This is a genomic window from Nocardioides sp. (assembly GCF_041913365.1).
Lineage (GTDB): Bacteria > Actinomycetota > Actinomycetes > Propionibacteriales > Nocardioidaceae > Nocardioides.
This window is the reverse complement of sequence record NZ_JAYSFM010000003.1, coordinates 402824-425657: the sequence shown is the minus strand read 5'-3', so window position 1 is coordinate 425657 and position 22834 is coordinate 402824. Positions and strand designations below refer to the sequence as shown.

Sequence of the window (22834 nt, the reverse complement as noted above, 5' to 3'; positions counted from 1 at the left end):
AGTGCCTCCTTCGCGTCGCATCCTAATTTGCATCCCGTTTTGCGTGCAACGCATCACACCGCACTGCATCCCAACTGTCAAGGGGTTGCCGCGGCGTGAAACAGAACCTTTATCTGGCAGTCATGCGCTGCCCGACGCTGACGAGCTGGGCGCCAACCGCCGACCCTCGTAGCCGTCGAGCGTGGGGTGCGACTCGACATCGCGCCGGCGGCCTCGCGATGGGGCGTGGGATCGCGGGCGCGCTGGCTCGCCAGCGCTCCCCTTGCGCGCGAAGGCGGGCCTCAGTCGCCCCGGCGAAGGTGGGCGCCGCCAGCGGGCGAAGCGACCTCCACAAGCCATCCGTCAGCGGGCGACGACGTCGGTCGCCGTCCCGCGCCAGGCGCGGGCGAAGCGCCGCCCGGTCATGGCTTGCCTCAACAGCACAGGGGGCCACAAACCACGCCGGCTCGAGGTCGAGGCTGCGGCTTGCGCCTCCCATGCATTCCGCCGGGCTAGTGCTTCAGAACGAGCGGTCAGACGACCTGATTCAGGCGATGGCTTCGATCGTTTGCAAGCCGGTCATTACGTGCTCCCGTGTGAGTCGCTCGGCCAGCTCCGCGTCGCCCGCGTGGATCGCGTCGTAGATCCCTGCATGCTCGTCGAGTCCGTGCCTCGTCGACGTGTCAGAGGCGAGGGCCGCGAGTTCGTAGTTGAAGTAGTAGGCGTTGTTCGTCAGTGCCAATCGCCTGAGCCTGTCGTTGCCCGAGGCTTCGAGAACGGCTTGATGGAACTCGGCATTGGCCGTGACGACAGCCGCCTTGTCGAGAGGTTCCGACATGGAGATTGCCGCATGCGCTCGCTGGCTCATCCCCACGCGTTCTACGGCGGCGGAATCGGCATTCTTGGCCGCGAGCGCTGCCGCCATCCCCTCGAGGGCAGCACGAACGACGTAGATCTCTCGGATCTCGTCGATGCTGAACTCACGCACGTGTAGGCCTTGCGTGCCCTTGACGACCAGGCCCTCGTTGAAGAGTCGGAAGAGCGCGGTTCTCACCGGGGTCCTGCTCGCATTGAGGTCGGACGCGATGGCAGCTTCGACGAGTCTCTGATTCGGCCGGTACAAGCCCGTCACGATGTTGCGGTGGATGGCGTCGTAGACAGTGTCGACGAGGGAAGCAGCGCCTTTGGAAGAGTCCTCGCGCCCGCTTGCGGTTGTCACAGCTTCTCCCCCAACTGACACGCGCTCGGCGTACGACAGATTGCCACGGTCCGGAACAATACCGGATGCAGAAATGTGCTGGCCGGAGCGGCTCGCTGAAAGTGCCCTTGCGCTGGATCCCGACCGCGTACCGCGCCGTCGAAGCCAGAGCACATGACGTCAGGCCGGGCGGGCAAAGGTTCCTCGACGACCCGTGCCACGCGTATGCCACCTGGTCCCTGTTCGGCTGAAACAGTGGTTCTCGGGCGCATGCACGACCCTGAACCGACGACGCCCGCTTCTCCTGACGGAGAAGTGGGCGTCTCGTTTGTGTCGGGTCCGCAGGCCGCTGACCTGCGGCGATGGCGATTCTCCTGCGGATTCGCTGGGATGCTCCGGCGGATTCGCTGGAGCGGAACCTGCACCATGCCTGCCCCATGTACCGCTCTAAGACCGGAACAGGCGCCTGGCCGGAGGCCTCGGCATGCCGCGCTAGTCAGCATGGGATACAATTCTGGATACCAACTCGTTCGGAGGTCGACAGATGGCGCTCAGCACAGCGGCAGCGTTCTGGGCGGTGTCATTCCTGTTCGTCATCACGCCCGGCGCCGACTGGGCATACGTCATGACCGCCGGTCATCGGCACCGCACCATCGTCCCCGCCATCAGTGGCCTCCTGACCGGCCACCTAGCCGCAACCGCCGTTGTGGCGGCCGGCCTCGCGGCCGTGTTCGCGGCGTCGCCGACGATGATGACCACGATGACACTCTCCGGTGCGGCCTACCTGGTGTGGCTCGGCGTCGGCATGTTGCGCAGTGAGTCCGTCGCCTTGTCCCCGGAGGCTTCGAGCGATGAGGTGTCAGGCGCTCGGCAGGCGCTCCTCGGACTCGGCGTGAGCGGCCTGAACCCGAAGGTCTTCTTACTCTTCTTGGCGCTACTCCCCCAGTTCGTCGACGCAGCTGCTGCGTGGGCCGTTCCCGTACAGATCTTCGCCCTCGGGTTCATCCACATGGCCAGCTGCGCTGTGGTCTACACGATCGTCGGCGTGGGCGCGCGCCACGCAGTCAGGGCTCGCCCGGCGACAGCGCGCACGCTGACCCGCGTATCCGGTAGCGCCATGATTGCGATTGGTCTGCTGATCGTCGCCGAGCAATCCCTGACCTGACTCAAGCAGCAACGTGACAAGGAGACAACGATGGATCTCGAACAGCTCCGCGTGACGGTCTACGAGACGTTCGCCCGCACGGGCCAGGCTCCTGAGATGGCAGACCTCGCCAAGAGTCTCAACGTGCCTGAGCACGACGTCGTCGCGGGCCTGCGTGAGCTCGCAACCTCGCGCCACCTCGTTCTTGATGCCACAGACCGCATCGTGATGGCTCATCCGTTCTCCGCCATCCCGTTGGGCTTCTCTGTCATGGGCGCGTCAACGCTCTGGTGGGGCGGATGCGCGTGGGACTCGTTTGCATTGCCCCACCTCATCCCGGGGCAAGCTCCCGTCGTGGTCGCGACCCGGTGCCCAGGCTGCGGTCGGGCGTTGGCTTGGAGTGTTGGAACCGACGAGCCGCCGAGCGGGTCGGAAGTCGCGCACTTCTTGGTCCCGACCGTCCACATGTGGGACGACGTGGTGCACACGTGCGGTCACCAGAGCCTGTTCTGCTCCGAGTCGTGCGTCGAGGTCTGGTTGACGCGCAGCGGCAATGAGCGCGGATACGTGATGGACCTCTCGACTCTGTGGCACTTCGCATCCGACTGGTACTCGGGACGGCTCGACTATGGCTACACCCGCAGGGAGCCGAGCGAGGCATCCGACTACCTGCGGAAGGTTGGTCTCAGTGGGGCGTTCTGGGGACTGTGAGACGTTCGCCGACCGTCTCACTAGGGCAACACGACCGGTGCCAGAAGACAGGCTTGGGGGCCGGACGTGAGGCTTGGTCACGATGAACGGGCCAACATGCGGATGGCGATCGACTTGGTGAATGCGGGTGAATCCCACAGTTCCCTAGAGACGATGGACGACCTGAGCGCCTTCTTGGATCGGCACGAGGTTCGGAGCACACGGACGCCCATCCACGCGGACCTTGCCCAGCTTCGGCGATTGTCCGGTGAACTGCGAGAGGTGCTTGGAGCGAGCCGGGACGCGGCGGCACGTCGCGTGAACAGGATCCTGACGGAGAGCGACCCGTGCCCGCGACTGGCCAGGCACGGTGACCACGACTGGCACCTGCATTACGACGCCCGCGATGGATCCGTTGCTTCGATGGTCGCCGCTAGAGCGGCGATGGCCGTGGCGTGCTTCATCCGCGCCGACGAGTTGTCGACAGTCGCACGTTGCTCCCGATCTGGATGCCGCGCCTACTTCGTAGACCTCTCTCGAAATCGCCACCGCCGCTACTGCTCAGCGAGATGCTCGAACAGCGACGCCGTGGCGGCATTCCGGACGCGCCGAGCGTCTTCGTCGGCCACCTCATCCTCGACACCTCGGCGAGGCTGACCACCGCGGGCTTGCGGTACCGGCTCACCGACGGGCGCACGTCATCGGCACGCGCAGCGCGCGTTCGGTTGATCCTCGACTCACCAGTGAGGAGGCCTTCCCTTCAGCGTGGCCCAGTACCGGCGATGAGCATGACGTGCGTCCGGGCTGGTCATCGCCTCCGGGAGGAGTTCATCCAATGGATCTGAGAGCGCCTCAATGTCGCGCAGGGCTGGTGCCTGCAGGGCGCGTTTGGTGAAGGCGTACTGATCGATGCAGTCATCCGGGGTTAGCTCGGCAACGGCCACGGCTCGATCGAGCAGCTCGTTGGATGACGCACTGGCGTGCGCCACCCCCAATCGGAGAAGGTCGGCACCGGAGATGACCTCACCATGGAGGCTCAGCCGAGCGGCGACGGGCTCTCCCCACGCGTACTGAAGGATTCTCAGGTAGACAGCCGGCATTGGTATCCCGATCGGCACCTCGTTGATGCCGAAGCGCGCAGACTCACTTGCCGCCACGATGCGATGGTCGCAGGCCGCTGCGGTGATGAGGCCGCCAGCGAAGGCGTGGCCGTTGATGGCGGCCACCACTGGGCGCGGATAGGTGAAGAGACGCACGTTGGTGGCGCGGTAGTCCGCAAACCATGTTCGGACCGTCTCCGGGTCGCCGGCGAAGAGGGGAAAGTGCTCCCCCAGGTCCAATCCGGCGGAGAATCGCTCGCCGCTCCCGGTCAGTACGACGGGCGACCGGGCGTGGTGTTCTTCGAGGCGATCGAACGCGTCATGGAGGTCCACGAAGAACTCGCGGTTCTGGGCGTTGACGGGGTTGGTCTGCATGGTGACAACGGCAACTCGACCGCGCCGCTCGATGGTCCAGCTCACTGCTCGCCGTCCTTGACGGACGACTGGTCAGCGGGTGCTGTCAGTGCGTCACTCGACGGCATCGTGTTGCAAAGCTCGGCGCACTCGTGGCTGACGTCGATCAGCACGTGTGCAGAACGCTGTGCGAGAGCGAGGACCATGGCTCCCTCCAAGGACGCGACGATCATCATCGCGATGCGCTCGGCGCGTGTGCGATCGACGCCGTCACGCAGGAGCGAGCCCAGGTAGAGCGACTGCCAGGACCGAAAGAAGTTGGCGCACCTCCGGCGCAGCTGGTCGTGGCTCGTGGTGACATCGAGTGTCACAGCGGCGATCGGGCAGCCCATCGTGTAGTCGGAGGCCTCGAGGACCGTTGCGAGGAACAGTCCCGTTTCGCGGACTGCGGTGGCGGTGTCCGTGGCCCCGCGGACCGCCTGCCCGAAGTGGTCGAGGCGGCGCTGTGATGCCAGGTGCATGGCTTCGAGGACGATCTGGTCCTTGCCGTCGGGAAAGTGGAAGTAGATCGAGCCGCGGGAGGCGTTGGCACGAGCCACCACGTCCAGCACGCCGAAGCCTTCGTAGCCGCGTTCGGCGAGCAGGTCGACGGCTGCGCGGAGCATCCGCTCGCGGGTTTCAGTACGTGCACCCATCCGGAGCATTCCTCTCGCTGTAGTTCATGACGTTGGTCGCCGGCGGCGGGGCGACTGGGGGGCGCGCAAGGCCCAGCCCGTGGAGACGCGGCAGCGTCGCTGTGGCCGGCATGTCTATCGGGCTCCTGCTTCTTCGCTCGCGTGCTCCACCTGACCGATCAGGGTCCGCAGCTCGTTGAGGTGGCTTTCGCCGATCTCTCGCGGTGTGAGGGCGCGTTGCGAGATCAGATGCGCGGCTGCGCCTACGGCCATGCCGTGCTGTCCGCCATTGCCCATCAGCTTCACGGACGAGCCAGCCACATGGGTGACGCTGATGTGCTTGCCGGCCATCATCAGGTTCTCGATGTTGCGCGAGTAGAGGCACCGGAACGGGATGTCGTAGGGCGCCTTGTCTCGAATGTCGAAGATCCAGTTCTTGAGCCTGAAGTCATAGTCGCCTTCGCCTGGCTCGAACGGAAAGTGGAGGCAGAAGGCGCCGTTGTTCTCCACAACGGTATCGGGGAACTGTCGATGACTCGTGATGTCAGTCTCGGTGAGGACGTAGTCACCCCGATATCTGCGGAACTCGCCTTGGGCAGCGACGTGAGCGATCCATTCCAACTCGAGGTTGGCGTACGTCTCAGGCTCGAGGCGCTTGACGTTTGCGAAGGTTCCGTACAAGGCCTGCATGAGGTGGTCACGGATCTGCTCGCCATCCAGGTAAGGATCAAGCCACTGGCCGTACTCCCAGAAGTGAGTGGCGGGGAACTGCATGAGGGGGTTGTCCTCAGGATCGCCCGGCTCGTCACCTTGGGGTCGGCTCCAATCGAACTCGGGAGTGTCCGGGTTGCCACCCACAGCGGGACCTGGGCCGTTCTCGACCCCGGGCCTTTCAAGCTGTCCGCTGAGGTTCGCGTAGTCCTTTGCGACCTCGTTGGCCCAGGGCACATCGGGGAACGTGACGGGGTTCTCTCCCAGCCGGGTGCGGAAGAACACGGTGTTCCCGTGATGCATGTCGTCGGCCGTGGTGGGGGCTCTCCGCTCCCCCGTGTCGCTGCGTGCCTCTCGTCCGTGCATGGTCTCCGCGCCGGCCAGGACTCCGAGGGCCGCGATGCCGCTGCTGTCGACGAACGACGCACCGCTGATCCTGTGCTCGCGCCCTGACCTGGCCTCACGCACGTCGACCGACACGATCCGGGCATCCTGAGTGGCGACGTCGAATGCGGTGGCTTCGAGGAACAGTGTGATGTTGGGTTCGGCCTCCAGCACTGCTCGGGCTACGAGGTCCCCGCTGGCCTCGCGTGCGGAGAGCTCCTTCACCAGCGGGCCGTTCTTGCCGCGCGGGCGGAGCCCGATCTCGACACTGGCGTTGCCACCGAGCACGGGCCTGTCGTGGATCAACGCGACCGTGCTCCCCAGGCGCGCGGCCGTCAGAGCCGCGACGCAGCCTCCGATGCCGCCCCCGACGACAACAAGGTCGTAGGTTCCGGCTGGAACCGGACGATCGGGAAGTCCGCGCAGCTGCTTGCGCCAGGTGTGGGCAGCCGCGTCGGAGCCCTCGGGCGGCACCGTTCCGTCGCTGCTCAGAAAGATCGCGTCGCAGCGACCGTCGAAACCGGTGAGGTCACGCAGCTCCATCGTGAATGACCCTGCTCGCAGCTCTACTGCGCCGGCTCGCTCCCAGGACCAGTCCTGACCCGTCGCGCCAAGCTCGTGCGGCAGCTCGGTGCCGTTGATGGCCAAGCAGAAACGGCCGGGATGTCCGCTGGGCACCCAATCCTTGCTGCGAACCCACACCTCGAACAGTCCATCTGCCGGCACGGAGACCGTGGTCCGAGCGTCACGCACCGGGCGTCCAAGGCCGTGCGCCATCAGGTAGGGCGACCCCATCACGAGCTGGAACTGCGAGTCGAGGGTCCACCCACCGAAGTCGTCGAACTCCTCTGCCTCCACGAGCACGTTGTGGCCTCGGGGTGCGTCGGCTGCGTTGAAGGTCATCGTGCTTCTCCCTGCTCAATGTGCTGCATCTGATGCGCTGCGGCGAAGAGGCTCGGCTGGATCGGAAGGTATGCAGACGAACATACCTGCAACGCGATAGTGGAGACCGAGACGCTCATCACGTAGGCAACCTCGCGGGTAGGTGCTCTGATGATCTACATACCAGGAGCGCGGCCAAACCCTCGAAGGAGTTCACATGACTGGTGACCAGATCCCACGTCCCACCATCGAGGGCGGGTTGTGGGCCGACGACCTGACGCCAGGCCAGAGCTTCACCAGTCGCTCCCACTCCCTCACGCTGGCCGACGTCGTGGGCTTTGCCACCGAGTTCGACCCTCAGCCTTTCCATCTTGACGAGCAGCGCGCGGCGGGTACCTTCTTCGACCGAGTCGTGGCCAGCGGGTGGCATACCTCGGCGATCACCATGAGACTTTTGGTCGAGACCGTCCCCCTCGCGACGGGGCTGATCGGGGCGCGCTGTGAGTCGTCCTGGCCGACCGCCTCTCTGCCCGGAGACGTTCTCCATGTGGAGGTGGTCGTCGATGAGGTGCGTTGGTCCAAGTCCCGCCCGGGCCGAGCCAGCCTCGTGCTGGCATGTAGGACTGTCAATGAGGCTGGAGCCGTGCGTCAGGAGATGCAGACCAGGCTGATCGCGTGGGCGCGTCCGCCTCAGGGCGTCGGCGTGTGACCCGTGGAGCGCTTGCGTGAGCGTCGGTGTCACGGCGCGGACGCGCCGTCTAGCCGCATCAACCTGATGGCTTCATCGCGCATCTCGACCTTGCGGATCTTGCCGGTGACCGTCATCGGGAACTCGTCGACCAGGTGCACGTACCTGGGGATCTTGTATCGCGCCAGCCTGCCGGAGCAGAACTCACGCACCGAGGCCTCGGTGAGGGGCTGCGCTCCAGCACGGAGCCGGATCCACGCCATCAGCTCTTCGCCGTACTTGGGATCCGGCACACCGATGACTTGCACGTCCTCGATGTCGGGGTGGGTGTACAAGAACTCCTCCACTTCTCGCGGGTAGATGTTCTCGCCGCCCCGAATGACCATGTCCTTGATGCGGCCGGTGATGCTGACGTATCCCGAGTTGTCCATCACGGCGACATCCCCGGTGTGCATCCAGCCTTCGGCGTCCACCACCTCAGCGGTCTTGTCGGGGTCATCCCAGTAGCCGAGCATCACGTGGTACCCCCGCGAGCACAGTTCGCCCGCTGTGCCACGAGGGACGACCTCACCGGTGGTCGGATCGCAGATCTTCAGCGACACGTGGGGATGGGCACGGCCAACCGTCGACACGCGATGCTCGAGAGAGTCATCGACACGCGTCTGCGTTGATGAGGGCGACGTCTCCGTCATGCCGTACGCGATCGCGATCTCGGGAGCCCAGGCCATCACGCGCTTCATGACTTCGGTCGGGCACGGAGAGCCGGCCATCACCCCGGTGCGCATCGGCGAGAGGTCGTACGAGTCGAACTCGGGGACGGCCAGAATGCCAATGAACATCGTCGGCACCCCGTACACCGAGGTGCATTTCTCCGTGCTGCACGCGCGGAGGGTTGCCGCTGCGTCGAAGGTTGGACCGGGCAGCACGATGCACGCGCCGTGGGACGTGGCCGCCAGGTTTCCTAGGACCATCCCGAAACAGTGGTAGAAGGGCACCGGCAGGCACACGCGGTCACGCTCGGTGTAGTGAAGGAGCTCACCGAGGAAGTAGCCGTTGTTCAGGATGTTGCGGTGAGACAGTGTGGCTCCCTTCGGGGATCCTGTCGTTCCTGACGTGTACTGGATGTTGATGGCGTCGTCCGGCATCAACGAGTGCGTCACCGCCTCGAGAGTTCGTGACGACCGTGAGCGGCCTTCGGCTAGGAGGTCGCTCCAGCCTTGGGAGTCCATGAACACCACGTGCTCGAGGTCCGGACACGAGGGACGTGTCTCGTCCACCATGGCGGCGTAGTCAGAGGTCTTGAACGAGGAGACGGTGAACAGCATCCTGACGCCTGACTTGAGCAGTGCGTAGGAGAGCTCGTGGGTGCGGTAAGCAGGGTTGATGGTGACGAGCACGGCACCAATGCGTGCGGTCGCGAACTGCACCAGCATCCACTCGGGGATGTTCGGAGCCCAGAGCCCGACTCGGTTGCCTGGCTCGATGCCTCGAGCCAAGAGTGCTCGCGCCAACGCGTCGACATCGGCCTTCAGCTGTCGGTAGGTCCAGCGCCGTCCCGAGGGAACATCGACCAAGGCTTCCCTGTCGGGGAACGCGGCGCATGCGCGTTCGAGGTTTGCGCCGATCGTCTCATCCAAGATGGGGGTGTCCGACGGCCCCTGTGAGGTGCTGAGAGCGCTCCTACGGCTCATGACTGTGCGCTCGACGGTGCTCATCCGATCTCCTTCTGTGCAGCCGGAGGGGTCGAGCGCATCAGCCGTCGCGATACGGGCAAAGGTGTGGCTCGTAGGTTCTTCGATCACACGGCAATGTGAGGTCACAGTCGACCGCCGAGGAACCTCACAACGTGGGGTTGTCGGCATCGACCCACTTTCGGGGGTACGCCGTTGCCCGCAGTGACGGCCGTCACTAACCTCGAAAGCGGAAGTTGGAGGTTGCCGTGTCTGTTGCCGCGCCGATGAACGCCCCCTTGGAGGCGCGTGTCCTGGCTCGCTCGTTGGCTGTCCTGCACCGACAGAGCCGCTTGGACATGGTGTTTGGAGGCCAGGTCCACTCGGGCGGAGCCACGATGGAGGTCACGCAGCTCCTCGGTGCCCGAACCAACTCCTCGAACAACCTGATCATCCAACGCGGCAACGGCTTGGGCGGCAAGGCGCTTGAGGTCGGCCGGCCGGTCTCGGTGAGCAGCTACCTCAACGCCTCCGGCATCACGCATGTCTACGACCACGCCGTGCGACCTGAATGCCTCGAGACCGTCGCCGCGCTTCCCCTCATGGTCGACGGTGTCCCCCGCGTCCTCATCTTCCTGGCCGCGAGGACACAGGTGGGGCTCGGTGACCGCTGGTTCGACTCGTTTGGTCCGGTGCTCAAGGACATGCGGCGAGAGATCGAGATCAGCGATGAGGTCGCTCGTCGGCTTGGTGACCTCAAGTCAGCCCAACAGACCGAGTCTGCGACCGCGCTCAGCCGCGGCGATCTGATCGACATCGCGCGAGAGCTCACCGAGCTCGCCCTGCGTATCGAGGACGACGAGGTACGCAGTCGTGTCGAGGCGGTCAGCAAGCGCGTCGCTCCAGCCGCAGGTCGAGCGATGTCACACGAAGTGGCAATGGTCCTGCGCGACCGGGAGCTGGAGGTCGTGCGCCTGGTGGCTCAGGGGATGAGCAATCGGGAAATTGCCGAGGCCCTCAACCTGCAACAGAACACGATCAAGTCCTACCTGAAGACGGCGATGCGCAAGCTGCATGCGTCGAATCGGGTGCAGGCCATCGTGGAGGCCAAGCGTCTGGGACTGATCCGCGTCTAGTTCGGCCGCGTAGGTCTGGGGACCTTCTCGTCCCGGTTGGACACGTGTAGACATCGCACCACCACGGGCGACCTCCCCTGTGATGCGGGGGTCGCCCGTGGTCGGCTCGTCGTGTTCGTCTAGGTCACGCTATTGAGGGCACGCACACGAATCGGGATCAAGTCCTCTCGACACGGACGGTGGAATCGAGGTGCCCGGCCGTCTGATGCCCGTGGCGCAGATCGAGTGCCGCGTTGTCGGCCTCGAGCTGCCGCTTGGAGGTCTCCGGTATTGCCAGCATGGCAACCAGGCTGAGGACGCCGTAGGCCGCGAGCATCCATCCAATCCCTTCCGTGTGCCCCGCCTCGGTGAGCTTGGTGGCGACGATGGGACCGGTTCCACCGCCGATGACGCCTGCGGTCGCCCATGCCATCCCGGCGCCGGTGTAGCGGTGCTCGGTCCGGAACAGCTCAGGGAGGAGAGAGCCAGCAGGACCGACAGCGATGCCGACGATCACGAGCAGTCCGCACATGCCGACGGCGAATGACGTCGCGGTGTTGTGCCCGAGGATGGTGAACAGCGAGAGGGACCAGGGAACCGAGATGACGCAGGACGCCAAGACCAGAATCCGGCGACCAACGCGGTCAGAAAGCATGCCGGCGAGCACAGTCACAACGATCAGCGTGAATCCCCCGACGATGCCCAATGCGAGGACGGTGCTCCGGCTCAGCCCCATGGCCGCGGTGCCGTACGCCGCCAGGTAGGCGACCGCGATGTGGTAGAAGGTGAAGATCATCGCGAGGGCAGCACCACCGAGGAAAACCTCCTTGGGCTGCTCCTTCAAGACCGAGACAACCGGGTTCACCCGGCTGGTGTCGTGCCTCATGGCTTCGCGCTGGAACACCGGGGTCTCGTCGACCTTGAGACGGACGTAGAGGCCGAGAAGGACGAGCGCGGCACTGGCGATGAATGGGATGCGCCATCCCCAGCTGACGAAGGCATCCGAGGTCTCGCCGACGGCGATGTTGACGATCAGGAACGTAGCGCTGGACAGCACGATCGCGATCGAGGGTCCCAGTTGAGGGAACACCCCGTACAGCCCGCGCTTGCGAGCGGGGGCGTACTCGGCAGCCAAGAGCGCCGCGCCTGCCCATTCGCCACCCACCGCCAGGCCCTGCAGGACGCGCAGGACAATGAGGATGACAGGTGCCGCGATGCCGATGACGGCGGAGCCGGGCAGGACTCCGATGAGGAATGTTGCAATGCCCATCAGCAGCAACGTGCTGATCAGGGTCTGCTTGCGTCCGACTCGGTCTCCGAAGTGGCCGAAGATGATGGCCCCGACAGGCCGGGCGATGAAGGCGACTGCATAGGTCGCGAACGACGCGACGGTCCCTGCAGCGGCCCCGAGCGCGGGGAAGAACACGGTCGGGAACACAAGCGCGGCAGCGGTGCCGTAGATGATGAAGTCGTAGTACTCGATGGTGGTGCCGATTGCGCTCGTGGCAGCCACCCTGCGAGCGGTTGGCGGCGCCGGGTTGGCCTGTGCGGTCTGCGTCATGGGATCTCCTGAAGTTGGGTTCGCCGTGCCCGTTCGGTCGCGGCGGCACCGTGATCGCAGGAGTGTGATCGCGGCCACAGAGCGCTGGAACCCTCGAAAGTGGGCACGCAGCCGACTGCCTACTAAATGGGTGGCCGGCGACCGAAGCACCTTCTTCGCCGGGCTCGCATCGGCGCTGACACTCGGTCCGTTCTGATCGGTGGTGTCGGTGGCCGTCGCTACGGTCGCCTCATGTCGAACGTGGGGACTGGCCGAGCCGGCGATCAACGCAGCTCAGAGACCTCGTGCGCGGCTGACGACACCTCTTCGACCGCCGCGCTCGACGAGGAGAGCCTCCCGTCGGGCTGCGTGACCCGCCTGGAGGCGGGCTCGCGCGGACGGTGAAACGTCCACACCGTTCAGCCGTGCATGTGGTCGACCTCGACGCCCGCACCCACGAGCGAGTGCCCGGCCCCGATAGCGCCGCCTTCGGCACCGACGGGCTGGTTCACGAGTTCAACGACATCACCCCACCGGAGGTCGGCTCACCGATGCTCGTGTGGTTCGACGACATGGACGAGCCCCAGCTCCGCGAGCGATGGCATCGAACCTCCTGGGTGCGCCGCATCGAGCGCGTCGAGGCCGCCGAGAGCTCGACGGGCTGACACGCCCCCGGCTGGCAGCCCCCGGGAATTGCGCAGCAGCCGCCGAGGCCAACGTCGACCGTCTGTCGACGGTCGTGAGCCATACCGGGGTTGATTGCACGTTCGCTGGAAGGGCGGACGGTGCCACCCATGGACAACACCTTCGATGGCCCCTTCACCTGGCACCTCAACTCTCAGGACGACATCGACGAGCTGCGCTCCGAGCTGTCGTTCGCGAATCCCAAGCTCGTCGTGACACCCGATGGAGCCGTGTGGGAGGTGTGGGTCGACACCGAGGACGACACGCTGCAACTCCACCGACTCCGCGGCCAGAACGGTTGCATCCAGATCGAGGCCGAATCGCTGACACACGCCCTGTCGCTGCTTCAGGGTGGTGCCGTGGTGTACACCATCGAGGTCGACGACTGACGCAGGCCGTCGAGGCGCCCGCGGCACCGGCCGGTCAGGCCCCGTCCCCGCGGTCGAGGTCGATGAGCCTGTCGATGATGTCCAGATCGGAGCCCGCTTGGCTTGCCCCAACCCAGGTTGCTAGCGACCGGGCCTGTGATCCGGCGTCGTGCCTCTCGTCGTTCTCGACCATGTCATCCAGCTCTTCGAGGACGTGGTCGAGCGCGGCTTCGATGGTGAGCCATTTCGAGATTGCGAGCCTTCCGCGCTCCGTGGTGCCCTCGACGTAAGGGCCGCTGAAATACCTCCCGCCGTAGATGTAGCCACCGGTCACCAACCGTTTCAGGCACGCCTCGTAGACCCCGGCGGATAGCCCCAGGTCTGCGGTGATCGCAGCGGAAGCTTCGTACGGGTCGGCGCCTTGGGTCTCGATGTCCACGATGGCTCGCAGGACGCGCAGCGCGTCGAGGTCCGACGGCTTGCTGGGAGTCACGGTTCGTCGCTCGCTGGTGTCGTTGCCTCTGGAGCGGGCCACGACTCGCCGTACAGCAGCCGAGGTGACAGGTCGATGCCGCTTGGCCATGCCAGTGCGCCTCCATCCACGCGGAACTCCATGAAGGTTGTGTACGAGTTCCGCACGTTGTCGAAGCCGGCTCCCCACAGGTAGGGACGAAGGTCGATGACGCGCCGGGCGCCATCGTCGAACTCGAGCAGCACCAGGGTTGTACCCGGTTGGACGACACGCGCGCTGAGCAGCGATACGAGGTCGGGGACCTTCGGCGCCAGCATCGTGATGAGTCGGCGGGTCGCCTGGCGGGCTCGTGCGGCGGTCGAGGGGTCGAGGATGGCTTTGGCCGGTGTCAGTCCGGAGAGCAGCGCGGTGGGCGAGTCCAGCCACACACGCGTCTGGTTGGGGCCTAGCCCCGCCTCAGCGAGGAGGAGGCGGAGCTCCTCTCGAGTGCCCGGCTCGGACTCAGCGTGGTCTCGTGAGGTCATGATGTGTCTCCGATCAGGTGCCCGCACTATTGAGGCGAACGATGTGGATGACCGGTGTCGACGTCAGGTCTCCTTCGTCTCTCAAGCGACGTAGCCGCATGGGGTCGCCGACGACGCAGTGTTTGAGCCGCAACAGAGGCTCGGGGCGACGGTCGCCGGGATGCGGGCGAGTCACGTACACAGGTAGTCGCGTCCTCGACAGCCCGTGCTCGTAGCTCACGCCAGGAACCCGGAAGACCGTTCGGGCATCGAGATCGAGGACGTAGATGGACGTCCTCGTCGTGACCTGCCAGCAGCCCGTCTGGTCGTCATGGAGCTCGGTCGTCGAGTGGATCCCACTCACTGCAGCACTCCCCTCCGCCGGACGGCAACCCACATCACTACTTTACTGTTAGTGTAGTAGAGGTGACAGCCGGAAGGGATCGCGTTCCCGCAACCCGTTACGACCGGCCGGCCATCGTGTCGAGCCTGGTGGAGACGCTCCCCGATCTTGTTGACGCCGCTTTGGTGGGGGATCGCGAGTCGCTCGTCGAGCTGATGATGATGGCCGCGGACGTCGGCTGGCAGATGCGGTCGCGCGACCCGCGGAGTCTCGACGCGATGGCGACCGCGGCCCATGATCTAGCCGCGAGCGTGGCTGACTGTTACGTCCGGGGGATCGCTCCCTCCGACAGGCTCAGCGAGGGCGTATTTCAGCTGGCCGACCAGGTGGATGCGGCGGCTGTCGAGCTGTCGCACCGACGACGTGAGGCCGGGGTCGAGGACCATTCACAACTCGCCCTGATCGACGTCGACACCGCGACGAGCAGCAGGTACGAGGCGCTGGCCCATGTCGCGGCACTGCGCGAAGGAGTGAGGACTCGACGCACGATCCAGCAGCCTGATGTCGAGGCCGCGGAGCACCTCGCCGAAGCCGTTGGACTCCTGATCCGCACGCTCCGAAGGTCGACCGCGGCGCGATTAGCCACGGTGCCGAACCTGCAAGCAGGTCCGTGGGTTCCCGATCGTGATGGCTGACCCTCCGACGCCCTTCCGCCCGGAAGCACCTACTGATTCCTCGCGGAAGCCGCCGGGCACGCTAGCGTCCTCGCATGCCCCCAGACGATGAGGACCGAGTGGTCAGCGGTCGCCTGCTGCTCGGGGCGAGCCTCCGGTCCCGCCGGGTCGAGGCAGGACTCCAGCTGGCCGACGTCGCCGAGCGCGCTGGCATCACGCAGTCATATCTGAGCCTGATCGAGCGAGGCAATCGGCTTCCTCCCCTGCCGGTCCTCGACTCCCTGGCTGTTGCGCTGGGCACTGTCGCCAGCGAGTTGCTCACCGGCGTCTATCCGTGGGGGACGACGCACGCACCTGCCGACCTCCCCCAGCGCGCTCCCGACGGGAGGGGCCGCGAGTACCGGCAGGACGGATCCACGTCGGATTGAGGCACGTCTGCTCAATCATTTTCGGGCCACCATCGAAATTGCCATCGGCAGCGCATGACGACTATTTCACTGACAGTAAAGTACGAGTACGGTCGTCACACGCTGATTCACACGTGACATCGCCACCGTCCACATCCGTCCAGATCTGTCCGCTGCAGTCCGAGGAGGTCCACTGATGGTCCTGTCGATTCACGCATGGTTCTCAGACTCGCGGACGCCCTGCTGGTGGGGCGGGTGGGGCTCGAACCCACGACCCAAGGATTATGAGTCCTCTGCTCTGACCGACTGAGCTACCGCCCCTCGGGGCGCACCCTAGGCGATGACCGCCTCGACCTCGTACACGTGCTCCACCACGCGGAAGCCGAGCGCCGTGTTGGTGTGGTGCATGGCGGCGTTGCTCGGGGCGGTCCAGGTGTGCACCTGCCGGATCCTTGGCGGCAGGGCCGCGTAGTTCGCGGTCTTCAGCGCCGCGCCGAGGCGGTGCCCGCGGTGCTCGGGCATGACGAGGGTGTCGTCCTGCCAGGCGAGGTCGGAGCCGTGCGGGACGAAGAGCAGCGAGTAGCCCCCGAACGTGCCGTCCGACCGCCTACGCGCGGCGGCCACGCGGACGTCGTACGCCTTCATCAGGCGCTCCTCCGAGCTGGCGAGCCGTGCGTCGTCGAGGACCTCGACGTCGAGGTCGAGCTCGCCGATGGGGACGTCGGCGTTCATCTGGTTGCGCATCGCCAGGTAGGCCGCGCGATGCTCGTCCGGGCAGCGGCCCTGCCACGCGACGAGGTCGTACGCCGGGTCGATGGGCGCGGGAGTGACGGGGAGGTCGGCGAGCAGGTGGTCCTCGCGGTGCTTGTCCTCCGCGCCCATGGCTGCGGCGAACGCGTGGCCCGGCCCTGGCACGACCAGGTCGACGGTCACCTCTGCCCCGAGCCGCGTGCGGCCGGCCCGGCGGGCCCGCTCGGCGACGGCGTCCGACAGCGCCCGCCCGGTCCCCCGCCGGCGGTGGTCCGGCAGGACGGCGACCTCGCACCAGCCGACGTCGAGGTTCTCCTCCAGCGGCAGCTCGAGCTCGGCGGTCCCGACGACCTCCCCGCCCTCGACCGCCCTTAGCCAGGTGCGTGCGTAGTAGGTGCTCGGCGCGGTCGCGGTCACCTCGAAGGCGGCGTACGTGCTGAGCAGTGCGTGCGGGCGGTCGGCCCGGACGGCCCGTTCCATCGCGCCGTGCCAGGCCCTGAGGGCGGCCGGGTCGGACGTGTCGAGCTCCTGGATCTCCACCGGGTGATGGGACCCCACGTCGCACCGCGGCAGCAAACGAAATACGAGTTCGACTTCGTGTCCGGCTCCCGGCATGGGACAGTGATCCGTCTCGGAAGTGGCTCGGGTACGGGAGGACCTCGGTGGCCAGGAACAAGAAGTCGCAGCTGTTGACCCCGTCGCAGCGCCATCTCGTCACGCGCTTCGGCTACGGCGTCGACGCCGCGCTCGCCAGGGACGTCGCCCGCGCGGGCGGCGCGCAGGCGTGGTTCGAACGGCAGATCACCCGCCCGGGGTCGTTCCCCGACGGCGCGGCCGACTCCGTGCGCCGCTGGTGGCCGGACCTCGACCGCAAGCCCAGGGACCTCTGGCAGCGGCAGGTGCAGGAGGTGCGCGGCGGCTGGGAGGTCATGGCCGACTACGGCCGCTGGCTCCTCGTCCGCCGAATCCGCACCCGGCGCCCCGTGCTCGAGAAGATGACCGAGTTCTGGGAGGGGATGCTGCACGTGCCGGCCAGCGGCGACGCCCAGTTCACCTGGCGCGTCGACTACGGCGACACGATCCGCAAGCACGCCCTCGGCCGTTTCGACGAGATGCTCGTCGCGACGACGACGCACCCGGCGATGCTGATCTTCCTCTCGGCGGCGACCTCGACCAAGACCGCGCCCAACGAGAACCTCGGGCGCGAGCTCCTCGAGCTGCACACGCTCGGCGCCGGCAACTACAGCGAGGACGACGTCAAGGCCTCGGCCCGGATCCTCACCGGGTGGCACGTCGACCTGTGGGAGAGCTGGGCCGCGTCGTACGTCAAGGAGGACCACTACCGCGGCCGCGTGAAGGTCAAGGGCTTCAGCGACAAGAACGCCAAGGGCGACGGCCGCCAGGTCACCAAGGACTACCTCCGCTACCTCGCCCACCACCCGCTGACGGCCCACCACATCGCGGAGCGGCTGGCCACCAAGTTCGTGCGCGACGACCCGCCGCGGGCGCTGGTCAACCGGCTCGCGAAGGTCTACCTGAAGAACGACACCGAGATCGTCCCGGTGCTCCGCGCCCTGGTGGCGAGCAAGGAGTTCCGCGGCTCCGCCGGGCGCAAGCTGCGCGACCCGAGCGAGGACGTCGTCGCGACCTACCGCGCGCTCGGCGTGGGCATCGACCGTCCCGGCCAGGACGACTCCGGCGCCAACGCGATCCTCTGGCAGGCGCAGGGGCTGGGCCTCTCCCCGCACGCCTGGCCGCGCCCAGACGGCACTCCCGTCCGGGACGAGATCTGGGCGTCCCCGTCGCGGGCGCTGGGCTCGATGAGCATGCACTGGTCGATGGCCGGCGGCTGGTGGCCCACGGTCGGGCTGCACTACAAGAAGCCCGAGAAGTGGGTGCCGGCGAAGAAGGCGGTGAAGTTCGCCGACCTCGTCGACGAGGTCAGCCGCGAGCTGCTCCACCGCCCGGCCACGAAGGGCCTGCTCACCACGGCGTGCCTGGCCACCGGCTGCAAGCCCAGGGAACGCATCGACCGCGAGCACGAGCTCGTGCAGTGGGGCTTCCCCCGACTGCTCGCCGCCGTCCTCGACTCCCCCGACCACCTGGCGTGCTGACATGACGACTTCACCGACCTCCCCGACCTCCCCGACCCCGTCCGCCCGCGCGTGCGGGTGCCCCGACTACGACGAGGCCCGCACGGCGATGAGCCGCCGCGCCCTGCTCGGCGGCACCCTCCTCGCCGGTGGCGCCGTCGCCCTCGGCCCCGGGCTCAGCGGCGCCGGCCCGCGCGCGTACGCCGTCACCCACCGGCCCGCGTCCCGGCTCGCCAACCCCTACGGGTCGGTGCTGGTGCTGCTGTCGCTGCGCGGCGCCGCGGACGGGCTCTCGCTCGTGGTCCCCCACGCCGACCCCACCTACTACGCCGCGCGCCCGCGCATCGGCGTACCGCACACGTCGCTGCTGGTGCCCGACGCGATGTTCGGGCTGCACCCCGCGCTCGCCCCGCTCGTGCCGATGTGGAACGCCGGCACGCTGGCCGCCGTGCACGCCACCGGCATGGCCACGCCCAACCGCTCGCACTTCGCCGCGATGGAGGCCATCGAGGACGCTGCCCCGGGCTCGACCGAGCGCAACGGCTGGCTCAACCGGCTGCTGGGCCAGCTGCCCGGCGCATCGCCGCTGCAGGGCACCGCGATGGGCAACCAGGTCCCGACCTCCCTCTTCGGCACCGAGCCGGCGTTCGTGGTCGGCAAGGTCGACAGCGCGAAGGTCGCCGGCACGGACGAGGACGGCCGGCGCCTCGCCGCGCTCAAGCACGCCTGGAAGGGCAGCGGCCCGATGAACCGGGCGGTGCGCGACGCCATCTCGGGCGCGGAGACCTTCGGCGCCGCCCGCGACACCGCGGCCGGCGCCCCGGCGACGCCCTACCCGGGCACCACGCTGGGCAAGGCCCTCTCCGACGTCTCGCGCATCGTGCGGTCGGGCGTCGGCGCCGAGGTGATCACCGTCGACCAGGGCGACTGGGACATGCACACCGACCTCGGCACGCTCGACTGGGGCGACATGAAGCGCAACGCGGGCGACCTGGCCGGCTCGATCGCGGCCTTCTTCGCCGACCTCGGGCCCGCCGCCGACCGCGTCACGCTCGTGACGCTCAGCGAGTTCGGCCGCCGCGTCAAGGAGAACGACAACTACGGCACCGACCACGGCTTCGGCAACGTCATGTTCGTCGCGGGCGCGGGCGTCCGGGGCGGGAAGTACTACGGCTCGTGGCCCGGGCTGCAGAACACCCTCGACGGCGACCTGCTGGTCACCACCGACTACCGCAGCGTGCTGACCGAGGTGGTCACCAAGCGGTTCGGCGTGAGCGTGGCCCAGGTGTTCCCGGGCTTCGCACCCCAGTCCGTCGGCGTCATGGCCTGAGCGCGGACTGCCGCCGGACGCTCAGGCGACGACGACCGGCTGGCGCACGACCGCGTCGAAGAAGTAGCCCTGGCTGTTGACGGCCGCCCGGAGGGGCTGGGTGCGGCCGAGCTCGTCGGTGGCGCGCGCGAGCAGGTGGTGGGTGCCGGGCCGCGGCCTGCCCCAGAGCACCGACCACTGGGTCCAGCCGGCGTCCTGGCGCGACCGGCGGTCGAGGACCGCGGGGCGCCACGAGGCGCCGTCGTCGAGGCTGACCGAGACCTGGCTGATGCGGCCGGCCCCGCTCCAGGAGCGGCCGGTGAGGGTGACCGGACGGGCCGGCAGGACGGCGTCGTCGGCCAGCTCCCAGGCCGAGCGCACCGGGTTGACGGTCAGCGCCGGTGCGTCGGCCGGCCACTGCGGACCGGTCATCCGGTACCACTGCGTGTTCCACGGCGAGGTCAGCTCGGACCGCGAGACCTCGAGCGTCCCCAGCCACTTGATGCTGCCGATGCCGACCCAGCCGGGCAGCACCAGCCGCAGCGGGTAGCCGTGGTCGGGCAGCAGGTCCTCGCCGTTCATCCCCCAGGCCAGCAGGGCGTCGTCCAGCGCCTTCGCGACGGGGAACGGGCGGCGGACCCGGCCGTGGTCGACGCCGCCGTTGACGTAGGGGTCGTCGAGGCCGGCGGCCTGGATCGACACGGCGTCGCGGGAGAGGCCGACCGCGCGCAGCACGTCGCGCAGGCGTACGCCCTCCCAGCGCACGGTCCCGACCGCGCCGAGGCCCCAGGGCGTGCCGGACACCGTCTCCCCCTGCTGCGCGGCGTAGTAGCGGCGGCCGTTGCCGGTGCACTCCAGGACCGAGGTGAGCCGGTGGCGCGGGAGGCGCTGGAGGTCGCGCAGCGTGAGCGACAGCGCGTCCGCCTCGGGTCGCGCGGTGGCGAGGCCGTCGCCGAAGACGCGCAGGGCGTAGTCGCCGGCGGCGATCGTCGGCGTCTTGGTGTGGTTGCGCACGAACAGGCGTGACTGTGGGGTGAGGTAGCTCGCCCGGTCGACCGAGCCCCACAGCATCTCGGCGTTCGACCCGTGGTCGATGAACCACTCCGGCGGCGTGGGCTTGGCGATCAGCCCCGGGCGGGCGAGCGCCGGTGCCGGCCAGGAGACCGGGGCGAGCGCCGCACCACCGACGACGGCAGCACCGGCCAGGAATCCACGACGGGAAGTCACGAGGGTCATGCGTCGATCATATACGAGCAATACGGTTGATTCACTACACAATGCCGCCTCGCGCGGAGGGGAAGACACCTGTCAGGGGCCGGTGCCATGCTCAGGCCATGGCGAACCCTCCGACCTACGAGACCCTCCCCGAGGACTGGCAGACCGCGCTGTTCGTGGTGGCCCACCCCGACGACATCGAGTACGGCGCCGCGGCCGCGGTCGCGCGCTGGACCGGCCAGGGCAAGCGCGTCGTCTACTGCATGGTGACCAGCGGCGAGGCGGGCATCGACGGGATGCACCCCGACGAGTGCCGCCCCGCCCGCGAGGCCGAGGAGATCGCCTCGGCCGGCGTGGTCGGCGTCGACGAGGTCGAGTTCCTGCGGCTGCCCGACGGCGTGCTGGAGTACGGCGTCGCGCTGCGGGCGAGGATCGCCGAGGTCGTGCGCCGGCACCGGCCCGACGTCGCGGTGACCATCAACTTCCGGGAGACCTTCGGCGGCACGAACCTCAACCAGGCCGACCACATCGCCGTGGGCAAGGCCCTGCTGGACGCCGTACGGGATGCGGGGAACCGGTGGATCTTCCCCGAGCAGCTCACCGAGGGGCTCGAGCCGTGGGGCGGTGTGCGCGCGGTCTGGGCGGCGGGATCGCCGCAGTCGACGCACGCGGTCGACGTCAGCGACACCTTCGACGCCGGTGTGGCGTCGCTCAAGGAGCACAAGGCCTACATCGACGGACTGGGCTGGGAGGGCTGGGACCCCGAGGAGTTCCTCGACGGGATCCTCCGCGCCGGCGGGCAGGGGCTCGGCGTCACGCACGCGGCGACGTTCGAGGTGTTCCCGCTCGGCTGGGGGTGAGGGTGGGGTGACGGCGGGGGTGAGGGCGCCGGCACACCCCCGTGCGCGTGCCGGCGCCGTCCCCGGACCTCTCAGCCGATAAGCGATCAGCTGATCAGCTCGTCGAGGCGGGAGTACGCCTCGGCGTCGCCGTGGATGACCCGGCTCGGCCGCCCGTCGATGCTCACCGGGACGTCGCCGGCGACGGTGATGCGGGCCATCTCGCGGTACTCGGTGCCGAAGTCGGCCACTGCGTAGTGCTGGGTCGCCCGGTTGTCCCACACGGCGAGGTCGCCGGGCTGCCAGGTCCAGCGGATGGTGTTCTCCAGCCGGGTGATGCGGTTCTGCAGGAGGGTGAAGAGGGCGATCGACTCGGCGCTGTTGAAGCCGCTGAACGACTTCACGAAGTGGCCGAGCACCAGCGACCGCTCCCCCGTCTCGGGGTGGACGCGCACCACCGGGTGCTCGGTCTCGAACAGCTGCGAGGCGAAGTCGGCCCGCGTGTAGTTGGCGTCGGGCTGCTCGGAGTCCTCGTCGCGCTGCGCGTAGTCGTAGCTGTTGGTGTGCACCGCCCACAGGCCGTCGACCAGCGCCTGCAGCGGCGCCGGGAGGGCGTCGTACGCCGCCACGGTGTTGGCCCACACCGTGTTGCCGCCGTAGGGCGGCAGGTGCACGGCCCGCAGCACGCTGATCGCCGGCACCCGGTCCACGAAGGTGACGTCGGTGTGCCACGCGTTGGCGGCCATGCCCTTGTCGGCGGTGACCTTGAAGACCCGGCCGCTGCCCGTGCTCACCGTCGGGTGGGCGGTGGTCAGCGGGCCGAAGGTCTCGGCGAAGGCCTGGTGGCCCGCCTCGTCGAGGTGGTCCTGCCCACGGAAGAAGACCACCTTGTGGCGCAGCAGCGCCTCCCGGATCGTGGCGACCGTGCTGTCGGGCAGGTCGCCCCCGAGGCGGACGCCGTCGATGCGGGCGCCGATCCGCCCGCCGAGCTGCTGGACGGTGACGGTGGGACGGTCGAGGGTCGAGGTCATGGTGGAGGTTCCTTTCT

At 67.7% G+C, this 22834-nt stretch carries 23 protein-coding genes and 1 tRNA gene; 12 read left to right on the top strand and 12 right to left on the bottom strand.

Annotated features, from left to right (window positions below):
- Window positions 1–526: 526 nt before the first annotated feature.
- Window positions 527–1198 (bottom strand): GntR family transcriptional regulator, encoded by a 672-nt coding sequence (locus ACE3QY_RS10460; protein ID WP_374455953.1) that lies wholly within the window; start codon window positions 1196–1198, stop codon window positions 527–529.
- 523 nt (window positions 1199–1721) lie between these two features.
- Here ACE3QY_RS10460 and ACE3QY_RS10455 point away from each other — a divergent pair.
- The 3 genes from ACE3QY_RS10455 to ACE3QY_RS10445 all read left to right on the top strand — a co-directional run bounded on the left by ACE3QY_RS10455 (window position 1722) and on the right by ACE3QY_RS10445 (window position 3668).
- Entirely contained in the window at window positions 1722–2342 is a 621-nt protein-coding gene (locus ACE3QY_RS10455) for a LysE family translocator (RefSeq protein ID WP_374455952.1), read from the top strand.
- Window positions 2343–2372: 30 nt separating this feature from the next.
- The gene (gene merB, locus ACE3QY_RS10450) at window positions 2373–3032 is read left to right on the top strand and encodes an organomercurial lyase (RefSeq protein WP_374455951.1); all 660 of its coding nucleotides are present in this window, start codon (window positions 2373–2375) and stop codon (window positions 3030–3032) included.
- A gap of 96 nt (window positions 3033–3128) precedes the next feature.
- Window positions 3129–3668 (top strand): ABATE domain-containing protein, encoded by a 540-nt coding sequence (locus tag ACE3QY_RS10445; protein WP_374455950.1) that lies wholly within the window; start codon window positions 3129–3131, stop codon window positions 3666–3668.
- 80 nt (window positions 3669–3748) lie between these two features.
- On the opposite strand, the gene ACE3QY_RS10440 is transcribed toward ACE3QY_RS10445, so the two are convergent.
- The 3 genes from ACE3QY_RS10440 to ACE3QY_RS10430 all read right to left on the bottom strand — a co-directional run bounded on the left by ACE3QY_RS10440 (window position 3749) and on the right by ACE3QY_RS10430 (window position 7137).
- Window positions 3749–4531 carry an enoyl-CoA hydratase/isomerase family protein gene (locus ACE3QY_RS10440; protein WP_374455949.1) on the bottom strand — a complete coding sequence of 261 codons (783 nt, stop codon included), beginning with the start codon at window positions 4529–4531 and terminating at the stop codon, window positions 3749–3751.
- Window positions 4528–5169: a TetR/AcrR family transcriptional regulator gene (locus ACE3QY_RS10435; RefSeq protein ID WP_374455948.1), complete on the bottom strand. Its 642-nt coding sequence runs from the start codon at window positions 5167–5169 to the stop codon at window positions 4528–4530. The genes ACE3QY_RS10440 and ACE3QY_RS10435 overlap by 4 nt, the downstream gene beginning before the upstream one ends.
- A gap of 105 nt (window positions 5170–5274) precedes the next feature.
- On the bottom strand, window positions 5275–7137 hold the full coding sequence (locus tag ACE3QY_RS10430; protein WP_374455947.1) for an FAD-dependent oxidoreductase: 1863 nt from the start codon (window positions 7135–7137) through the stop codon (window positions 5275–5277).
- A 196-nt stretch (window positions 7138–7333) separates the two neighbouring features.
- On the opposite strand from ACE3QY_RS10430, the gene ACE3QY_RS10425 reads away from it, so the two are divergent.
- A complete protein-coding gene (locus tag ACE3QY_RS10425) occupies window positions 7334–7825 on the top strand; it encodes a MaoC/PaaZ C-terminal domain-containing protein (RefSeq protein WP_374455946.1) in 492 nt (163 codons plus the stop codon).
- Window positions 7826–7854: 29 nt separating this feature from the next.
- Here the strand turns inward: ACE3QY_RS10425 and ACE3QY_RS10420 are convergent, their stop codons facing one another.
- Window positions 7855–9519 (bottom strand): AMP-binding protein, encoded by a 1665-nt coding sequence (locus tag ACE3QY_RS10420; RefSeq protein WP_374455945.1) that lies wholly within the window; start codon window positions 9517–9519, stop codon window positions 7855–7857.
- 353 nt (window positions 9520–9872) lie between these two features.
- Between ACE3QY_RS10420 and ACE3QY_RS10415 the strand changes: the two genes are divergently transcribed.
- The gene (locus tag ACE3QY_RS10415; protein WP_374455944.1) at window positions 9873–10610 is read left to right on the top strand and encodes a response regulator transcription factor; all 738 of its coding nucleotides are present in this window, start codon (window positions 9873–9875) and stop codon (window positions 10608–10610) included.
- 157 nt (window positions 10611–10767) lie between these two features.
- Here the strand turns inward: ACE3QY_RS10415 and ACE3QY_RS10410 are convergent, their stop codons facing one another.
- On the bottom strand, window positions 10768–12150 hold the full coding sequence (locus ACE3QY_RS10410; protein ID WP_374455943.1) for an MFS transporter: 1383 nt from the start codon (window positions 12148–12150) through the stop codon (window positions 10768–10770).
- Between the two features lie 404 nt (window positions 12151–12554).
- Between ACE3QY_RS10410 and ACE3QY_RS10405 the strand changes: the two genes are divergently transcribed.
- Together ACE3QY_RS10405 and ACE3QY_RS10400 are read left to right on the top strand one after the other, a co-directional pair.
- A complete protein-coding gene (locus ACE3QY_RS10405) occupies window positions 12555–12794 on the top strand; it encodes a hypothetical protein (protein WP_374455942.1) in 240 nt (79 codons plus the stop codon).
- Window positions 12795–12923: 129 nt separating this feature from the next.
- A complete protein-coding gene (locus ACE3QY_RS10400) occupies window positions 12924–13202 on the top strand; it encodes a hypothetical protein (RefSeq protein WP_374455941.1) in 279 nt (92 codons plus the stop codon).
- Window positions 13203–13236: 34 nt separating this feature from the next.
- On the opposite strand, the gene ACE3QY_RS10395 is transcribed toward ACE3QY_RS10400, so the two are convergent.
- Together ACE3QY_RS10395 and ACE3QY_RS10390 are read right to left on the bottom strand one after the other, a co-directional pair.
- Entirely contained in the window at window positions 13237–13674 is a 438-nt protein-coding gene (locus ACE3QY_RS10395; protein WP_374455940.1) for a hypothetical protein, read from the bottom strand.
- Window positions 13671–14081 carry a DUF2442 domain-containing protein gene (locus ACE3QY_RS10390; RefSeq protein WP_374455939.1) on the bottom strand — a complete coding sequence of 137 codons (411 nt, stop codon included), beginning with the start codon at window positions 14079–14081 and terminating at the stop codon, window positions 13671–13673. Before ACE3QY_RS10390 ends, ACE3QY_RS10395 begins: the two co-directional genes overlap by 4 nt.
- 501 nt (window positions 14082–14582) lie before the next feature.
- Between ACE3QY_RS10390 and ACE3QY_RS10385 the strand changes: the two genes are divergently transcribed.
- On the top strand, window positions 14583–15194 hold the full coding sequence (locus ACE3QY_RS10385) for a hypothetical protein (RefSeq protein WP_374455938.1): 612 nt from the start codon (window positions 14583–14585) through the stop codon (window positions 15192–15194).
- A 74-nt stretch (window positions 15195–15268) separates the two neighbouring features.
- Window positions 15269–15601, top strand: a complete 333-nt coding sequence (locus ACE3QY_RS10380) for a helix-turn-helix domain-containing protein (RefSeq protein ID WP_374455937.1) — start codon at window positions 15269–15271, stop codon at window positions 15599–15601.
- 223 nt (window positions 15602–15824) lie between these two features.
- Here the strand turns inward: ACE3QY_RS10380 and ACE3QY_RS10375 are convergent.
- Together ACE3QY_RS10375 and ACE3QY_RS10370 are read right to left on the bottom strand one after the other, a co-directional pair.
- Window positions 15825–15901 (bottom strand) — tRNA-Ile (locus ACE3QY_RS10375).
- 12 nt (window positions 15902–15913) lie between these two features.
- Window positions 15914–16870, bottom strand: a complete 957-nt coding sequence (locus ACE3QY_RS10370; protein ID WP_374455936.1) for an N-acetyltransferase family protein — start codon at window positions 16868–16870, stop codon at window positions 15914–15916.
- 122 nt (window positions 16871–16992) lie between these two features.
- Here ACE3QY_RS10370 and ACE3QY_RS10365 point away from each other — a divergent pair, with 122 nt between their 5' ends.
- Window positions 16993–18444, top strand: a complete 1452-nt coding sequence (locus tag ACE3QY_RS10365; protein WP_374455935.1) for a DUF1800 domain-containing protein — start codon at window positions 16993–16995, stop codon at window positions 18442–18444.
- A gap of 1 nt (window position 18445) precedes the next feature.
- On the top strand, window positions 18446–19753 hold the full coding sequence (locus ACE3QY_RS10360) for a DUF1501 domain-containing protein (protein ID WP_374455934.1): 1308 nt from the start codon (window positions 18446–18448) through the stop codon (window positions 19751–19753).
- Between the two features lie 21 nt (window positions 19754–19774).
- Here the strand turns inward: ACE3QY_RS10360 and ACE3QY_RS10355 are convergent, their stop codons facing one another.
- Window positions 19775–20968 carry a molybdopterin-dependent oxidoreductase gene (locus tag ACE3QY_RS10355; RefSeq protein ID WP_374455933.1) on the bottom strand — a complete coding sequence of 398 codons (1194 nt, stop codon included), beginning with the start codon at window positions 20966–20968 and terminating at the stop codon, window positions 19775–19777.
- Between the two features lie 98 nt (window positions 20969–21066).
- On the opposite strand from ACE3QY_RS10355, the gene ACE3QY_RS10350 reads away from it, so the two are divergent.
- Window positions 21067–21807 (top strand): PIG-L deacetylase family protein, encoded by a 741-nt coding sequence (locus tag ACE3QY_RS10350; RefSeq protein WP_374455932.1) that lies wholly within the window; start codon window positions 21067–21069, stop codon window positions 21805–21807.
- 86 nt (window positions 21808–21893) lie between these two features.
- Here the strand turns inward: ACE3QY_RS10350 and ACE3QY_RS10345 are convergent, their stop codons facing one another.
- The gene (locus ACE3QY_RS10345; RefSeq protein ID WP_374455931.1) at window positions 21894–22817 is read right to left on the bottom strand and encodes a TauD/TfdA dioxygenase family protein; all 924 of its coding nucleotides are present in this window, start codon (window positions 22815–22817) and stop codon (window positions 21894–21896) included.
- Window positions 22818–22834: the final 17 nt, after the last annotated feature.

Excerpts from the sequence above, each read along its gene's own strand:
- ACE3QY_RS10455 (WP_374455952.1), top strand. The coding sequence starts at position 1,722 with ATGGCGCTCAGCACAGCGGCAGCGTTCTGGGCGGTGTCATTCCTGTTC.
- merB (WP_374455951.1), top strand. The coding sequence starts at position 2,373 with ATGGATCTCGAACAGCTCCGCGTGACGGTCTACGAGACGTTCGCCCGC.
- ACE3QY_RS10445 (WP_374455950.1), top strand. The coding sequence starts at position 3,129 with ATGCGGATGGCGATCGACTTGGTGAATGCGGGTGAATCCCACAGTTCC.
- ACE3QY_RS10435 (WP_374455948.1), bottom strand. The coding sequence starts at position 5,169 with ATGCTCCGGATGGGTGCACGTACTGAAACCCGCGAGCGGATGCTCCGC.
- ACE3QY_RS10430 (WP_374455947.1), bottom strand. The coding sequence starts at position 7,137 with ATGACCTTCAACGCAGCCGACGCACCCCGAGGCCACAACGTGCTCGTG.
- ACE3QY_RS10425 (WP_374455946.1), top strand. The coding sequence starts at position 7,334 with ATGACTGGTGACCAGATCCCACGTCCCACCATCGAGGGCGGGTTGTGG.
- ACE3QY_RS10420 (WP_374455945.1), bottom strand. The coding sequence starts at position 9,519 with ATGAGCACCGTCGAGCGCACAGTCATGAGCCGTAGGAGCGCTCTCAGC.
- ACE3QY_RS10415 (WP_374455944.1), top strand. The coding sequence starts at position 9,873 with ATGGAGGTCACGCAGCTCCTCGGTGCCCGAACCAACTCCTCGAACAAC.
- ACE3QY_RS10410 (WP_374455943.1), bottom strand. The coding sequence starts at position 12,150 with ATGACGCAGACCGCACAGGCCAACCCGGCGCCGCCAACCGCTCGCAGG.
- ACE3QY_RS10400 (WP_374455941.1), top strand. The coding sequence starts at position 12,924 with ATGGACAACACCTTCGATGGCCCCTTCACCTGGCACCTCAACTCTCAG.
- ACE3QY_RS10380 (WP_374455937.1), top strand. The coding sequence starts at position 15,269 with ATGCCCCCAGACGATGAGGACCGAGTGGTCAGCGGTCGCCTGCTGCTC.
- ACE3QY_RS10360 (WP_374455934.1), top strand. The coding sequence starts at position 18,446 with ATGACGACTTCACCGACCTCCCCGACCTCCCCGACCCCGTCCGCCCGC.
- ACE3QY_RS10355 (WP_374455933.1), bottom strand. The coding sequence starts at position 20,968 with ATGACCCTCGTGACTTCCCGTCGTGGATTCCTGGCCGGTGCTGCCGTC.
- ACE3QY_RS10350 (WP_374455932.1), top strand. The coding sequence starts at position 21,067 with ATGGCGAACCCTCCGACCTACGAGACCCTCCCCGAGGACTGGCAGACC.
- ACE3QY_RS10345 (WP_374455931.1), bottom strand. The coding sequence starts at position 22,817 with ATGACCTCGACCCTCGACCGTCCCACCGTCACCGTCCAGCAGCTCGGC.